This window comes from Alteromonas portus (assembly GCF_005117025.1).
Taxonomy (GTDB): Bacteria; Pseudomonadota; Gammaproteobacteria; order Enterobacterales; family Alteromonadaceae; genus Alteromonas; species Alteromonas portus.
Genome location: NZ_SWCO01000001.1, coordinates 224,889 through 241,102, shown reverse-complemented (window position 1 = coordinate 241,102; position 16,214 = coordinate 224,889). Strand labels below are relative to the sequence as shown.

Annotated in this window: 13 protein-coding genes; 2 read left to right on the top strand and 11 right to left on the bottom strand. The window is 45.9% G+C overall.

The features are described 5' to 3' along the window. Nucleotides 1-86: 86 nt before the first annotated feature. From mazG to djlA, 11 genes are all read right to left on the bottom strand, one after another. The gene (mazG, locus tag E5672_RS00970) at nucleotides 87-1,037 is read right to left on the bottom strand and encodes a nucleoside triphosphate pyrophosphohydrolase (RefSeq protein WP_136780533.1); all 951 of its coding nucleotides are present in this window, start codon (nucleotides 1,035-1,037) and stop codon (nucleotides 87-89) included. Then, entirely contained in the window at nucleotides 1,015-3,198 is a 2,184-nt protein-coding gene (gene relA / locus E5672_RS00965; protein WP_136780532.1) for a GTP diphosphokinase, read from the bottom strand. The genes mazG and relA overlap by 23 nt, the downstream gene beginning before the upstream one ends. A 12-nt stretch (nucleotides 3,199-3,210) precedes the next feature. Continuing rightward, nucleotides 3,211-4,671, bottom strand: a complete 1,461-nt coding sequence (rlmD, locus tag E5672_RS00960; RefSeq protein WP_136780531.1) for a 23S rRNA (uracil(1939)-C(5))-methyltransferase RlmD — start codon at nucleotides 4,669-4,671, stop codon at nucleotides 3,211-3,213. A 102-nt stretch (nucleotides 4,672-4,773) separates the two neighbouring features. After that, the gene (gene acpS / locus E5672_RS00955) at nucleotides 4,774-5,154 is read right to left on the bottom strand and encodes a holo-ACP synthase (RefSeq protein ID WP_136780530.1); all 381 of its coding nucleotides are present in this window, start codon (nucleotides 5,152-5,154) and stop codon (nucleotides 4,774-4,776) included. Between the two features lie 27 nt (nucleotides 5,155-5,181). Next, on the bottom strand, nucleotides 5,182-5,919 hold the full coding sequence (gene pdxJ / locus E5672_RS00950; protein WP_061439574.1) for a pyridoxine 5'-phosphate synthase: 738 nt from the start codon (nucleotides 5,917-5,919) through the stop codon (nucleotides 5,182-5,184). 165 nt (nucleotides 5,920-6,084) lie between these two features. Beyond that, nucleotides 6,085-6,798, bottom strand: a complete 714-nt coding sequence (gene recO / locus E5672_RS00945; protein WP_136780529.1) for a DNA repair protein RecO — start codon at nucleotides 6,796-6,798, stop codon at nucleotides 6,085-6,087. Nucleotides 6,799-6,853: 55 nt separating this feature from the next. Further along, on the bottom strand, nucleotides 6,854-7,135 hold the full coding sequence (locus E5672_RS00940) for a hypothetical protein (protein ID WP_014997360.1): 282 nt from the start codon (nucleotides 7,133-7,135) through the stop codon (nucleotides 6,854-6,856). A 78-nt stretch (nucleotides 7,136-7,213) separates the two neighbouring features. Next, on the bottom strand, nucleotides 7,214-8,935 hold the full coding sequence (recJ, locus tag E5672_RS00935; protein ID WP_136780528.1) for a single-stranded-DNA-specific exonuclease RecJ: 1,722 nt from the start codon (nucleotides 8,933-8,935) through the stop codon (nucleotides 7,214-7,216). A 243-nt stretch (nucleotides 8,936-9,178) separates the two neighbouring features. Continuing rightward, nucleotides 9,179-9,901 carry a bifunctional protein-disulfide isomerase/oxidoreductase DsbC gene (gene dsbC, locus E5672_RS00930; RefSeq protein WP_205676463.1) on the bottom strand — a complete coding sequence of 241 codons (723 nt, stop codon included), beginning with the start codon at nucleotides 9,899-9,901 and terminating at the stop codon, nucleotides 9,179-9,181. A gap of 405 nt (nucleotides 9,902-10,306) precedes the next feature. Then, the gene (gene xerD / locus E5672_RS00925) at nucleotides 10,307-11,233 is read right to left on the bottom strand and encodes a site-specific tyrosine recombinase XerD (RefSeq protein ID WP_136780526.1); all 927 of its coding nucleotides are present in this window, start codon (nucleotides 11,231-11,233) and stop codon (nucleotides 10,307-10,309) included. Beyond that, nucleotides 11,234-12,112, bottom strand: coding sequence for a co-chaperone DjlA (gene djlA, locus E5672_RS00920; RefSeq protein WP_136780525.1), 879 nt, complete (start codon nucleotides 12,110-12,112; stop codon nucleotides 11,234-11,236). It abuts the gene before it with no gap. 494 nt (nucleotides 12,113-12,606) lie between these two features. Between djlA and lptD the strand changes: the two genes are divergently transcribed. After that, nucleotides 12,607-14,859 (top strand): LPS assembly protein LptD, encoded by a 2,253-nt coding sequence (gene lptD / locus E5672_RS00915; protein ID WP_136780524.1) that lies wholly within the window; start codon nucleotides 12,607-12,609, stop codon nucleotides 14,857-14,859. 29 nt (nucleotides 14,860-14,888) lie between these two features. After that, nucleotides 14,889-16,202, top strand: coding sequence for a peptidylprolyl isomerase SurA (surA, locus tag E5672_RS00910; RefSeq protein ID WP_276606280.1), 1,314 nt, complete (start codon nucleotides 14,889-14,891; stop codon nucleotides 16,200-16,202). The last annotated feature ends 12 nt before the right edge of the window (nucleotides 16,203-16,214 follow it).

Below are 16,214 nucleotides of genomic sequence, written 5' to 3'. Positions count from 1 at the left end.
TCTAACTGAAGACTCACATACCTCTGCACCAGCGCGGCATTCACGTTATCAGTCTAAGCAGACTTTTAATATGCTGTGACGTACAATTACTGAGTGTTAGACGACTGCTTGACCTGCTGCCACAGCGCTTCCATTTCATCAAGCGTCAATGCGTCGAGCTTGTCGCCCTGTTCAGCCGCCAAGCGCTCTACGCCTTTAAAACGGTTAGCAAACTTGTTACTGGCGTTTCTAAGTGCGGTATCAGCATCTACTTTGCAATGCCTTGCCAGATTAACCATGGCAAAAAGTGCATCGCCAATTTCTTCTTCAATCGCTTGTTGGTTGTCATGCATATCATTGCTTGAAGGCTTTTCGTCAGCACTGCTTGCAGATAGTAGGCGTTGCTTCGTATCCAGCTCTTGCTGAATCTCTTCCACTTCCTCACGCACTTTATCTATGACAGGTGCGGCATCAGGCCAATCAAACCCTACCTTTGCGCAGGCTTTCTGCAGCTTTTGCGCATACATGAGTGCCGGCATACCTTTGGGTACGCTATGTAAAATACTGGTTTCTATTGCTTCATCGTCTTGCTTTAAACGCTGATTTTTAAGCCGCTTTTCTTGGGCTTTGATAGCATCCCACTGCGCGTTTAAAGCACTGTCGTTCAATTGGGTACGTTCGACCGTGACGTTTTTATTTGTATCGCTGACACCTTCAGATGCAAGCGCGTTCGCAAACACATGAGGGTGCCGGCGCACCAGCTTATCACTAATGCTTTGCGCCACATCGTCAAAAGAAAATGCCTTCGATTCACTGGCTATCTGCGCGTAAAACACTACTTGAAACAGCAAATCACCCAACTCATCTTTGATATCGTGCATATCACCCGTGGCAATAGCATCAGCCACTTCGTAGGCTTCTTCTATGGTGTAGCGAGTTAGGCTTTCCATGGTTTGTTTCACATCCCACGGGCACCCAGATTGCGGGTCGCGCAGCTGCGTCATAATGTCTAGCAGCCGCTGCATTTCGCTAAGCTTAGCTTTGTTTGCGTTTTGCATCTGTCACGCCTTTAAGCTGTCGCAATCGGGTTAACACTTTAGACACCGTATCGAGGTCCTGAACCTCTATCGAAATAGTGATAAGCGCCGTCTGCCTATTTTTATCACTTAGGCTGTTCACGCCTAAAAGCGGCACGTTTTCATTCGCCAATACCGTAGTAATATCGCGCAACAGGCCAGTTCTATCGTGACAAAATATATCAATACCCGTCTCAAAACCTACTTTAAGCTCTTGTGACCAATTCACTTCTATTTGACGTTCTGGGTGTTGTGACAACAAGTGTTGCAGCTGGTCGCAGCTTTCTTTGTGAACGCTTACGCCACGGCCTTGTGTGATATAGCCTAAAATTGCTTCGCCTGGTACTGGCTTACAGCAATTCGCCAGCTGGCTCATTAAGTGGCCCACGCCCTGCACCACCACTGCATCTTTTTTGCCCGTCCCGGCCGCAGTTTTGCGCGTTTTAACCTTAGGACTAATTTCGGGTTCTGGGGCTGGCGGCTCCTGCAAGTGATGAATAAAGTTAATCACCTGCATAACGCGCACATCACCGGCACCTACCGCAGTGTACAAGTCATCGAGGGTTTGTAAGTTAAACTTCTCAAATGCTTCATTAGGTACTTTAGCGGGCAAGTGGGCACGCTGAAGTTCGCGTTCTAGCAGCTCTTTACCGGCAGCAAGATTTTTGTCTCTGTCCTGCTTTTTAAAGAAGGAATGGATAGTGGCACGGGCCCGCGATGAATGCACATAGCCAAGGCCTGGGTGCATCCAATCGCGACTTGGATTTGGCTCTTTTCCGGTGAGCACTTCTATCTGATCGCCACTTTGCAGTAAATAAGTGAAAGGCACTATTCGCCCATTCACTTTTGCGCCAATACAGCGATGTCCCACGTTACTGTGAATGTAGTAAGCAAAATCAAGCGGCGTAGCGCCTTGGGGAAGGTCAATAACATCGCCTTTGGGGGTGAACACGTACACCCTATCGTCAAACACCTGGCTGCGAAGTTCTTCAACTAAATCGCCAGACTCAGCCACTTCCTCTTGCCACGCTAATATGCGACGAAGCCAGTTTATACGCTCGTCATAGCCTGACTGCTTGCCCGTACTGCCCTCTTTATATTTCCAGTGAGCAGCCACACCCAGCTCTGCATCCTGATGCATTTTCTGCGTGCGAATTTGAATCTCTACCGACTTCCCTTCTGGCCCCACAATAACCGTGTGAATAGACTGGTAACCGTTAGGTTTGGGAGTTGCAATGTAGTCGTCGAATTCATTCGGTAGGTGCTTGTAACTGGCGTGAACCGTACCAAGCGCGGCGTAACAATCTTGCAGTCGCTCGGCAATAATACGCACCGCACGAATATCAAAAAGCTGCTCAAACGTAAGGCGCTTTTTCTGCATTTTTTTCCAAATGCTGAATATATGCTTAGGGCGGCCGTATACGTCAGCGCGGATTTGTTCGCTATCAAGTAAGCCTTGCAAGTCGCCTACTATGGTTTCTATGTACTCGGCGCGCTCTCTGCGCTTGCCATCTAACTGCTTAGCGATTTGTTTATAGGTAATGGGGTGTAGGTAGCGAAACGCGAGATCTTCAAGTTCCCACTTTAACTGACCAATGCCCAAGCGGTTTGCCAAAGGCGCATAGATGCTGGCACACTCTCGAGCCACCATAACGCGGGTTTCTTCATCGGCTTTCTTAACCTGTTGCAATGCACAAATACGTTCTGCCATTTTGATCACAACGGCACGCACGTCTTCCACCATCGCTAACAGCATGCGGCGAATACTGTCGATATGCTGTTCGTCTGACCTTTCGGCAAAGCCAGAGCCATTCACTTTACGCGCATGTAACGACTTAATGGCATCCATTCGGCGCACGCCAACGATTAGGTCGCGTATTTCTCCGCCAAACTCTTCATGTATATCTTCTTCACTTAAAGCGTGCTGTTCGCAATAAGGAAAAACAAGGGCAGCCTGAAGCGTTGCATCATCCATATTAAGCTGACACAAAATCTCAACCATTTCCTGTCCAACCAACAGTCGCTCAGGGATAGTTGACACTGCACTTAGCTTATCTTTTGTTTCTGCACTCAGCTCAAGGCTATCTAACCAGGCTTCAAAAGGAGGCCGGTCGGCTTCGTGGACCTTTCTTGTTGATACCATATCCTTTACTCGTTACTGCTGCTTTCGCGTAAACAAGGCCATCATTTCCATGTGATGGGTGAAGGGGAACATTTCTGCTACGCCCGCTTTTTCCATTTCATAACCTCCGTCTATCAACACCTTTGCGTCTCTAGAAAACGTACTTGGGTTGCAAGAAACATACACTATCGTTTTTGGTAGTGCTTTTACAAGCGCATGACAAACGGTCAACGCCCCTTCTCTTGAAGGGTCGAGTAATACTTTATCAAAGCCTTGCTGTAATGAAGCCTCAACGTTGGTCTTATCGGCCAAATCTAAATGCAGCCACTCAACAGTTTCAATGCCCTGTTGCTGTGCATTGTCTTTGGCGCGGCGCACCATCTCTGCCACACCTTCTACCGCCTGAACCTTTGCACCTAACTTAGCAATAGGCAAAGTAAAATTGCCCAGACCGCTGAACCAGTCGGCTATAAGCTCGTTAGGCTTCGGATTTAGCCAGCCTGTAGCCTGGGTAATCATTTTTTCGTTTACCACTTTATTAATTTGGATAAAGTCGTTGGCACTTGGGGAAATTGAGCAGCCATTTACTGTGTTCATAATTATGTCAGTGTCATGGCCTACACCGCGAATTTGCCCCTGCTTATTTTCAAGCTTTAATTCAATACCGAAGCCGCTAGCCGATGTACTCTTGTTCACCAATTCGCTTACTGTATCAATAAGCTCAGCCTCGAGGGCTTTGGTGTGTTTAATCACAAGGTGCGAGATGTTGTCGCCCGCAATAAGGCTGATATGTCCAATATGGCGTGCTGACTCAAACCCTGTAAGCGCATCACGTAAAGGGCCAATGAGTTTAGATATCGGGTCAACCAATATTGGGCATGTTTCTACATTGATAACTTTGTTGCTATTTGGTTCACGGAAGCCCAACTTAATGTGGTTAGGGTTGCGAGCATCTATAGCCAATCTTGCTTTCCTGCGATATTGAGGGCGCGGCCCCACTAGCGGTGCTTGCCAAACATTTGGCTTCATTGAAAGCTGGCGTTCCATCATCACTTTAAGGGCATTGTCTCTTTGCTCAAGGGCAGCGTCAGGCTTTATATACTGTAGCTGACACCCGCCACATGCATCAAACACAGGGCAAAAAGGCGCTTGTCTTTCATCACTTGGCGAATGAATGTTTGTTGCCTTGGCGTTAATGACTTTCTTTTTGCTAGATAGCACCTCTATGTCGCAGGTTTCTCCCACAAGGGCACCTTCAACAAATACCATAGGATTGCCGCGCACCACACCATGACCCATCCAGTCTAAATCTTCAATGGTGACCGTGTTAGGCTTTTGAGTTTCACTGCTATCCGCAGCTTTTTTGCTTTTCCCAAATCGAAGTCCAGCGACCTGTGCGTTGGCTCTAGCATTCCCTTTTTTTGAAGCGCCACGTTCAGTAAGCGACGTTTTGCCTTTTTGCTTGCTGCGAGATTGTTTGAAAAGGTTTGCCAAGTGTGACTCCGATTACTTGCTTTACGTGGTTTGATGTTAGTAGAGGTTTCTGCACGCGCTTACTAAATAGAAGCCGCCTAATTAGGTTTGGGGCCTGTTGTTCTATTCAGACTCTAGTATAACGGTGGCGACAGCATAATTCTGCTCATCTGAAATACTGATCACGCTTCGCGTGATACCTCGGTTTTTGCATATTGCAGCAAACTCACCGGAAAAATGGAGCTCTGGCGCGCCTAAATCATTATTGCGCACTTCTACATGCTGCCAGCTGATCCCGTTTCCAATTCCAGTACCAAGGGCTTTTACTGCAGCTTCCTTGGCGGCAAAACGCTTGGCCAAGAAGCGAACCGGCGTACCGTGCTCACTAAACTGCTGCCACTCGGCAGGTGTAAGTACTCGCTTGGCTAAGCGTTCATTCGCACCGTCACCTTTACCAAGACGCGCTATCTCTACAATGTCAGTACCTAACCCCGCAATCGCCACGTTATCTACACCCTATTGAATCTGTCGTTAAATGCCCGCTCGCGCTTCAAGCATTAGCTTGCGCATATCAGCAACAGCCGTGTGAAGGCCGTCAAACGCGGCACGAGCAATGATAGCGTGGCCAATATTAAGTTCGATTAACTGAGGGATAGCCGCAATAGGCTTAACATTGTGGTAGTGCAAGCCGTGACCTGCATTCACTTTAAGTCCTAAGCTATCGGCGTATTCAATGCCTTCAACTAAACGCGCTAGCTCTTTATGCTGCTCTTCCTCGCTGGTGGCTTCTGCATATTGGCCTGTATGAATTTCGATGTAAGGAGCGTTACATGCTGCTGCCGCGTCAATTTGCGCTTTGTCGGCATCAATAAATAACGACACCAAAATGTTCGCGTTAGCAAGTCGCTCGCACGCCGCTTTGATATTGTCAAAATTCCCTGCCACATCAAGACCACCTTCGGTAGTCAGCTCTTCGCGCTTTTCTGGTACTAAGCAACAAAAAACAGGCTTTACTTCTTCTGCAATTGCCAGCATTTCATCAGTTACTGCCATTTCCAGATTGAGTCGAGTATTGATCGTCTGCGCTAAAATGCGCACATCGCGGTCTTTAATATGACGGCGGTCTTCACGTAAATGAACCGTTATGCCGTCTGCACCTGCGCGCTCTGCAATATCCGCTGCATGTACTGGATCTGGATAATGTGTACCGCGCGCATTGCGTAGCGTTGCGATATGGTCGATGTTAACGCCTAATAAAATCGTGCTCATTTCACCACCTAGCCTGTAAGTGCGACAGAAGAGACCCGCTCTTCATGTTCAAAACGTTATTTTAAGGGCACAACGACCCTTTTAAAGAAAGACGCAATTGTAGCAAACTTTTTTATAGAGCGTGCTGTTTAAGCATTTGAGTTAAGAGAAAATAATTTAATGCTATTACCGCGGTTTAGGCATAAAAAGTTCGCGGCTTTTAAGTGGCCTGTCGCCAATCAGAGGTTTGAGTAGGTCACGGCAAAGCACCTTAGCCACCTTTTTACTAAGCGGCGTAAACTCCCCCTGTGACAAGCTAAGCAGCGCTTGCCCGGGAAAGCCTCGCATACCGCGGGTCCCCGCCATATCGTCAGGCAGGCGCACAAAGCCCGCGTCTATCTGAAAGTGGTAGCTACCACTTTCTTCTATAGGCATTTCGTATTCGACGTCGGTAGTAAAATCGGGCAACAGCCCCATTTCATCAAGTAGTGCAAATTCGAACTGGCGTAAGGTCACTTCTATGTCGCACTCATCGCGAAGAGATAGCAACGCATTTTCATAAGCGTTGTGAACGCCATCGCTGGCAAGCCCCGCCGGCATAACGCGATTAGTTAGCTCGTTAACGTACATGGCGCAAAATAAAGCCGTCCCCACAAGATTGATGGAGGGTGAGACACTTTCAACGTGACGTAAATTTTTTAACTCCGACTTTCCGCTTAACTGTAAGCGAAGATGCTGAAAAGGTTGAAGCAGGCTTTTCTTATCTGATTTGCTGTTTTTTACCCCTTTCGCCACGGCACTAACACGCCCTTCTTCCAGGGTAAAAAAGTCAACAATATAGCTGGTCTCCCTGTAAGGGCGTCTATGCAGTACATAGGCATTTAACCATTCATTATTCATTGTTGTTCACTGTGTTTTGATTGTGGCCAAAGTGTTACCGCTGGTAACGTTAATATTAGCTGCGTTTTATTCTCACCACTTTCATGGTTTCAAACTCAATGCCAGCCACCTCTTCAACGTGGCGATAATAGGTTACGTTTACCCGCGCGCCTTTTAAACTTTGGTATTGCTGTTTACGTCGGTAGATAAAAGGGACATCAATGCCTTCCAGCATAATGGTGTGGCGCACCCAGTCGCTGTCTTTCTCTTCCCGCTGAACGTGGGAAATCACTTTAGCATTGTCGGTTTGATTCAGCTGACTGTGCTTTTCCACCAGCTTCTGTCTTTCGCTTTTCACCCTTGCCTCTTCTTTCCTACTTTGCGCTTATCGTTTGTTAGGTTTATTGGCTTTATTCTGCGTGTGAGCTTACTTCTGCTAACGCGCTTCTATTTGCTCCACAATAAGCTGCACGGTTTCCTGACCGCGAAATACATTGATATCAAGTCGATAGGCAATATGCACACGTTTAACCATGGCATTCGGCCATGATTTTAAATCAACGTTAAACGCAATAGCATCGACCTCGTTAGCGCCGTCACTTTTTAACACCATTTTCAGGTGCTTTTGGCCAACTAAGCGTTGGTCAAGTAGTGCAAATTCACCATCGAATAGTGGTGATTCAAAGCCCTGTCCAAACGGACCTGCTTGACGCAATAAATGCGCAAAGGGTAAACACAGCTCTTTCGACGACAAGTCACCGTCGGAAAGTAAAGCATGATTCCCATCAAGCTTTGCCATGTGGGCACGTGCAGTATCAACAAAAGCACGCTCGAAGTCTTGAAGCTTAGCTACGGGCAAGCTCAATCCAGCAGCCATGGCATGCCCGCCAAATTTTTCGATAACACCCGGGTAGCGTGTATTGACTTCATCAAGTACGTCGCGGATGTGTACGCCAGGAATAGAGCGCGCCGAACCTTTAATGATTTCGTCGTCTTGATGGGCAAAAGCGATAACAGGCTTTAGATACTTCTCTTTCAAACGCCCTGCCACAATACCAATAACACCCTGGTGGAAGTCTTCGCGATAAACCACTAGTGCGCTTGGCATATCGCCTTCATCCAGCGCCATTTGCTCTAGCACGCTTTCCGCTTGCGCTTTCATGCCGGTCTCAATTTCACGGCGTTCCTTGTTAAGCGCATCGAGTTCCGCAGCGATCATTCGCGCTTGAATCGTTTCATCTTCTAACAAGCACGCAATGCCTTGCGACATGTCGTCTAATCTACCTGCAGCATTGAGCCTTGGCCCAACCACAAAGCCCAAGTCAGTTGAGGTTAAGTGAGCGCAATCGCGGTTTGCCACTTCAACTAAGGCTTTAATGCCAGGTCGACACTTACCCGCCCGAATGCGCTGAAGGCCTTGATGAACCAAAATTCGGTTATTTTTATCTAGCACTACTACATCGGCCACAGTACCAACAGCTACAATATCAAGCAGCGACGCTAGATTTGGTGGCGCCAACCCCGATTTTTCAAAATGCCCTTGCTGCTGTAGCTCGGCTTTAAGCGCAAGCATGATATAGAAGGCAACGCCTACCCCAGCTAAATTTTTAGAAGGGAATTCACAGCCAGGTTGGTTAGGGTTCACTATCGCATCAGCTGGAGGTAGCACGTCACCTGGCAAATGGTGATCGGTAACAACAACCTGCATTCCCAACGACTTTGCATGGGTTACACCGTCAATACAAGATATACCATTGTCCACCGTAACAATAACTTCTGCCCCTTGCTTCGCAGCTTCATCCACGATGGGTACGCTAAGCCCATAACCAAAGTCAAAGCGGTTAGGAACAAGAAAATCAACGTTGTGATAGCCCATGGCTCGAAGCGCTAATATGCATACCGATGTACTGGTTGCCCCATCAGCGTCGAAATCGCCAACAATAATAATCCGTTTATTTTGCACAACAGCATGGGCAAGAATTTGTGCGGCTTGCGGCATCCCCTTCAAAACATTGAAGTGAGTTAGCCCTTTTAGACCATTTTCCAAATCATCCATATTCGCAATATTACGACCGCGATAAATTCTATCGATAACAGGGTGTAAATCTGAACTTAACGAGGGGCCGGACACTTCGCGGCGAACAATAGGCAAAATCATGAAATACCACTAACCAATACTGTAAATGTAGTTGTCGATGCCAGTTCAAATAGACTTTAAATAAAAGAATTGGAGTTAAGACACTTGTTAATTAGTGCAGATTCCAAGTAAAAGCCCGTGAGAACAGCAAAGTAAAACTGAACGAAAAAACGTGAGAAAATATGAGAACGAATCATACCGCAGAAAACAAAAAAACGCACAAAGCGTGCGTTTTTCTCATATTCAACGTTAAGAACTGAAAGGCTATTCAGCTTCCTCTAATGCTTTAGCTAGTAACGCGGCGGGCTGGTAACCAGGCACAAGTGAACCGTCTGGCAATACAATGTTTGGCGTACCGTTTACCCCTAACTTTTGACCTAGCATATATTGCTCGGCTACTTTGTTTTTGCAGCTTGCGCTTACCACGTCATTACCTGCTTTGGCACTGGTTAGTGCTTTTTGCGGGTTTTTGGCACACCACACCGACACCATATCATTGTAGTTTTCGCTGTTTAGCCCAGAACGCGGAAATGCAAGATAATGCACGGTAATACCCGCGTCGTTGAGATCATCAATTTCGTTATGAAACTTACGGCAGTAACCACAGGTAATATCTGTAAATACGCTAATTTCGTGTTTTTCATTTTTAGCTTTAAACGTAATCGATGACGATTCCATTGAAGCCACGCCTTCTTTGCGCAGTCCAGAAAGGGCTAGCTCTGTTTCGTTTCGCATTTCTTCGTCGATATTAAACACACGGGCCTGGAGCAAATACTGCCCGTCTTCACTTACGTAAAACAAACCGCGGTTTGTAGAAACCTGAACTAATCCAGATACGGGAGAGTCTGCAATAGTTTCGACATCTAACCCTAGCATCGATGTTAATTTATCACGGATAGCCGCTTCATCAGCCGCCTGTGCGCTAAGCCCTAGCAGTGAACCTGCTGCGACTACACTGGCTAATAATACTTTCTTTACTGCTTTCACTAAATACTCTCCAATTTGCCTAATAAGCTTGGTTGTTCTTACAGGCCTGATGTGCGGTTGCTTGTATAGGTATCTTTCGACTTAAAGCAATCGCTAAAAATTTTTACACTTATTACTTTTAGACCGTAAAACTTAGCAAAAAATTGCACTACTGACGCTAACTTTTACTGCTCTGCGTACTTATTACGTCACAAATAATAGCTAAATGAATATGAGTAAACGATTTGGCCAATATACTTCACCGTTAATTTAACGCGTTAAACCAATGCGTTTACCCTCAAAGATTTTCTTAAAAGAGCTCTTGTTTGAGTATCCTATCACACACCTTTTCATTTACGACATGTCTTAGCCGAGTCTCGTCGTGTCCAAAGACCCATTTGTAGCATTCTTTTTTCAGTTCTTATATTAGCCACGAGGGTGATGACTATGAATAAGCGTTTGTAGACGCTCTGTAGCTACATGAGTATAAATTTGGGTAGTTGATAAATCGCTGTGCCCCAACAGCATTTGAACCACGCGCAAATCAGCGCCATGGTTTAATAGGTGTGTGGCAAATGCATGGCGCAACGTGTGAGGAGACAGATGCTGCTCAATTCCCGCTTTAACCGCATAATACTTAATGCGATGCCAAAATGTTTGGCGCGTCATTTTTTGTCCACGCTTACTTAAGAAAACTACGTCAGATGCTTTACTCGCTAGAATAGGCCGCGCCGTTTTAATGTAGGTCAACAACCAATCAATGGCATCTTCACCAAGGGGCACTAAGCGCTCTTTGTTTCCTTTACCGACCACCCGCACAACGCCTTGCTGAAGGCTCACTTGGTCCATCGTCAACCCTATTAGTTCACTCACCCGAAGCCCGGTGGCATAAAGTACTTCAAGCATGCTTTTATCCCGACATTCAATAGGGTCGTCGGTAAGGGGCGCATTCAGCAAATCTTCAACTTGCTGCTCACTGAGTGAGGAAGGCAAAGCTTTAGGCGTTTTTGGGTTAGATAGCGCGGAAACTGGGCTATCTACACGCACCTGCTTACTGATTAGAAAAACGAAAAACGCGCGAATAGCGCTAAGCGCCCGTTGCGTACTGCGAGTAGACAGCCCTTGGTCGTGTCGAAAGGCTAAATAATCCTGTAACTGCTCAGTGGTCAGTACAGCAATATCTTTTACACCTTGATTGTTGCTAAAAATAGCCAGCTTAGTGAGGTCGGTACGATAGCTTTGCTGAGTATGATCTGACAACCCTTTCTCAAGCCACAACATTTCAATAAAATCATCGATATGCGCCTGACTTGCTGCAGGCACATAAGTTAATTCACGTTCAGGTTTTGCCATTTAAAAGCCACGCTTTTGTTTAATCAGCTCATAGGCTGACTGAATATCCTGGGCCTTCTTTTTCGCTATTTCCATTGCCTGCTCAGGTAGCCCTTTAGATACCAGTTTATCTGGGTGATGCTCAGACATACGCTTTCTATAGGCACGTTTTATTGTCTTTTCATCGTCAGATGCCGACACACCTAATATGCGATAGGCATCATCTAAGCTTTGCTGCTCTGAGTAGGCCGACTGCTGACCCGACTGACGGTACTGGTGATGACCAGCGCCAGCATTTCCTCGCTGCCCCGCGCCAGAATGAGCCCGCTGCCTAAAGCGAATTTCGGCTTCATACATCGAAATTAAATAGTCTAAGTCACGGCGTCTAAAGCCCAGTGGTTTCGCCACTTTTTCTAATACATTGTACTCTTCTTGAGAAAGCTGACCGTCTGCAAACGCAGCTTGAATAAGGATTTCTAGGAAGACTTGAAGAATATCTCGCCGACCGTGACTGGCATCATAGAAGCCTTTTAACGTATCAACGAGCGGAAAGTCGCGCGCTTTACCTTCTCGAAATGCGTCTTGCGCTTCGCGGCGGGCATCGCCTGTTAGACGCATTTCATCCATTAACGCTGTAGCAATTTGGATTTCTCTGTCGGTCACCTTACCGTCGGACTTAGCAAGGTGGCCTAATGCGCTAAACAAGCTGTGAAAAAAAATCGCCTGCTGTTTTAGGTTGTTTTGATCAGTAAAAAAGCGGCCAAAGCCACCTAACTGATTGAAATCTTGGCGGTAGGCTTTATCAAAAAAGTGCCCGACAATCAGACCAAGAATAGCGCCAGGTATTTTAAGAAACATAAAGCCAAATAAGGCGCCGAGGATTTTTCCCCAAATTGACATCGCGTCATACTCCGTTGGTGCACTGTATAAAAATTTGATGTTGCAGTGTTTAGCTCACGCCGTGCACAGCGTGCTAAGTACATCATCATATCAAATGCTTAAGTATATTAACCAGTGCAGCAAGCGGTTTAGAATACTAGCGCACAAACCACTTAAAACTGGCTTATTAAAATGTGATAGCCCAACGACTAAATTTTTGGTCTAAGTGAAGATAAATCAAGATACACTACTCAATTCCTTTCACAGTTTGATAAGTAAAGTGTTTAAAAGTGCATTTTTTTGTCTGAATGGTTGGTAATTACGGCAGAAGTGCTTAGAATTGACCGCTTAATTAAAATAGTAATAGTTAGTGAACGCCCTAATCCTCCGACAGTAAGGAAGATAAAGGGATTAATCACTGGTTTTTTTAAACGTTATGTCGAACTAACCGAGACGAATACCGTCTTACTTGGGTTTAAAAGCAACATACAACAAAACAGGCCACCCATTAACGCATGAAAAACACCTGCGCCATGCTTGTTTCCGCGACTCTTTTGCCTACAGTCGCGTTTGCACAGGAAACGACAGCTTCAAATTCTCAATCAGCCTCAAGTGCAGCGCCTCTTGCATTTTGCTCGGTCGAACCTGTTACTTTTAGTAGCCAGGCGTTAATGCCCAAAGGCCACGTAAAGGTTGAAGCTAACCGAACGGAAATCATTCAAGACACTGTGGCATTGTTCTCTGGCAACGTAGACATAACGTCAGACACGGCGGTAATTAGTGCGTCTCAAGCCCAGGTCACTGGCAGTGGCCGAGACCTCATTGCTAAAGGCGATGTGACTTACCAAGACGCGCAGCTAAAAGTGGAAAGTGATGCCGTAACTTTGCGTTCTGAAGAAGAGCGTTTAGAGATGCAAAACACCCGCTATAAATTAACGGGTTTTGTAGGGCAAGGGGCAGCCGAAGATATTGTATTAGATACAGATACCGGCATAGTGCTTAAAGAAGTTAGTTTTTCTACGTGCCCGGAGGGTGATGAAGACTGGATGATCCGCGCCAGCGAAATCAGCTTGGAAAAAGGGACCGTATGGGGCCAAGCCAAACACACCCGATTCTACATTGCCGATGTTCCGGTATTTTACTTACCTTACTTTGCGTTTCCAGTAAGCAATGAACGACAAACCGGCTTACTATTCCCTGAACTGACCAGCTCTAGTCGAACAGGTGTAGACTACACTCAGCCTTTTTACTGGAACATTGCACCTAACTACGACATGACGATTTCACCTAGGTTGATGACCCTTCGCGGCCTTCAGCTAAATACTGAATTTCGCTACTTAACAGAGCGTAGTCAGGGTAAAGCATATGTCGAGTATTTACCCAGCGATTCAGATATTTCAGGGAATCCAGACAGGTATTTTTATCGCTTAGAGCATCAAGGGTTAATTGCTGATAATTGGCTGCTCAATATTGATTTTAACGGCTTGAGTGATGACAACTATATAGTCGACCTTGGTTCAGACTACTACAGCCGTTCTGATACCCATTTATACCGAAGCATTGGCTTGAGCTACTACTCTCAAAACCTTTCAATCAATATGCATATAAAAGACTTTGAAGTTTTGGGTGATACTGCCGACAGCTATCGGGCGGTTCCAGAAATTAAAGTTAACTACAGTAAAGACTTGGGTAAATACCTTGAGTTCAATCTTGATTCAGAAATTGCCCACTTTGATAACACGTTAGACAGTGCGCCGACGGCTACCCGCTTTCATATTGCGCCAACGCTTGCTGTACCAGTTCGCGCTGCGTGGGGTGAACTCGTGGCAGAAACCACGCTGTTTCAAACCGTGTACCAGCAAGATAATGTGGAAGGTACTGACTTAAAAGAAGATGTGGAACGTACGCTGGGGCAAGCTCGCCTATACGGTGCTCTATATTTTGAGAGAGACACGTCGTGGTTTAGTGACGATATGTCAATGACCCTCGAACCCAAGGTGCAGTATCTTTACACGTCTTATGAAGATCAAACCGCTATCGGCTTCTATGACTCGACGCCGCTACTAACTGACGTTGAAGGCTTGTTTCGAGGCCAAGAATTTACAGGCCTTGATAGAATTAGCGATAACAACCAAATTACCCTTGGCGCAACCACACGCATGTTAGATAAAAACAATCGGGAACAATTCGTTCTTAGTGTGGGTCAGATATTCTACCTTGAAGATAATAAAGTCATTGCAGCCACAAAAAACCAAGACCGCTCGGCCCTGGCCGCTGAGGTTGATTGGCGCTTTAACAAAAATTGGTTTTTCCATTCTGATGTTCAAGTTACCACTGACACAGATAAAGTTGATTTAAGCAGCGTGGGTATTGAATACCGTAAGGATGACGCACGCTTTATTCAGCTGAGTCATCGCTATGTTCGCGACTTAAGTGGTGAAACCATTGATCAAATTGGTATTTCAGCAAGTTGGCCAATTTCTGAGAATTGGCAATGGGTTGGTCGTACCTACCGTGATCTAGAGCGCAATAGAAGTGTGGAAACCTACGCAGGCATTCAATATGAATCTTGCTGTTGGGCGGTTCGACTGGTCGCACAGCGCAGTCTGAACAACCGCTATAACGACAGCGGTGTCCAGACAACTGACGACTTTGACTCTGGTGTATCGCTCCAGTTTATTTTCAAAGGCATTGGTTCATCGGGAACCCAAAGAAGCATGCTTGAAGACGGTATGTTTGGCTATCGTCAGCCTTATAGTTTAAATTAACCCGCAGTTGAGCGCTTAACCGCGCTTAAATGCAATCAACCAATAATAAAAGAGTGTGTATGAAGTTCATTATCCGTGCATTGATGTTAGGTGCCCTACTCTCGTTTAACAGTGTTGCGCAAGAAGTGATGCTTGACCGTGTCGCTGTAATCGTTGACCAAGGCGTTGTGCTTGAAAGCGAAATTGAAGCCCTTATAGAAGAAGTTAAGCGCAATGCCGAAGCTAATAATCAACAACTTCCTTCAGATCGAGCGCTTCGTACACAGGCAATTGAACGCTTAATCACAAAGAGCCTACAGCTACAAATGGCTGAGCGCATGGGTATTCGTATAAGCGATCCCCAACTTGAGCAAACCATTGGTAATATTGCGGCTAATCAAAACGCTAATATTGAAGAGCTTCGCGCCCAATTAGCCGCTGAAGGCATCGCATACGACGACTATCGTGAAGATATTCGTGAAGAGATTATCATGGGTGAAGTACGCCGCGCTAACGTGCGTCGCCGCGTTTATATCACGCCTCAAGAAATAGATACGCTAGTAGAGCTAATGGAACAACAAGGGGCAAATCAGGCAGAATACCGTTTAGGTCATATTCTGATTGGTTTCCCACCTGAACCTACTGACGAAGACATTCAAGCGTCGCGAGAGCGCGCTGATAAAGTTATTGCGCTATTAGAATCGGGTTCTGATTTTGCTAAAATTGCTATTGCATCATCATCGGGTAACGAAGCCTTGGAAGGTGGTGATATGGGATGGCTTAATATTAACGCAATGCCAACGCTATTCGCTGAAGCAATTCAAGACAAAGATAAAGACGCCCTTGTTGGTCCTATCCGAAGCGGTGCAGGTTTTCACATCCTTAAAGTATTAGATACTCGCGGCATTGAGAAAGTCACTGTTGAAGAAGTTAACTCTCGTCATATTCTGGTTAAGCCCTCGATTATTTTGAGTGAAGATAAAGCGAGAGAAATGCTAGTGCGCTTCAAAGAAGAAGTGAAAAATGATGAAGCGGATTTTGCAGAGCTTGCCAAAGAATATTCAGAAGATCCTGGGTCTGCCCTTCGCGGTGGAGAACTAGGTTGGTCTGACCCAAGCAACTATGTACCTGAGTTTAAAGATGCATTATCACAGCTTGAGCCTGGTGAGTTCAGTGACCCAGTACGCACGGTTCACGGCTGGCACTTAATTCAACTTATCGACCGCCGTATGGATGACGCAACAGATAAGCGTAAAGAAGATAAAGCGTACCAGCTTATCTTCAATCGTAAATTTTCAGAAGAAACCGAGAACTGGTTACGTGAGATGCGCGATGCCGCTTACGTCGAAGTTGTCGAATCTTAATAATAAGTTATT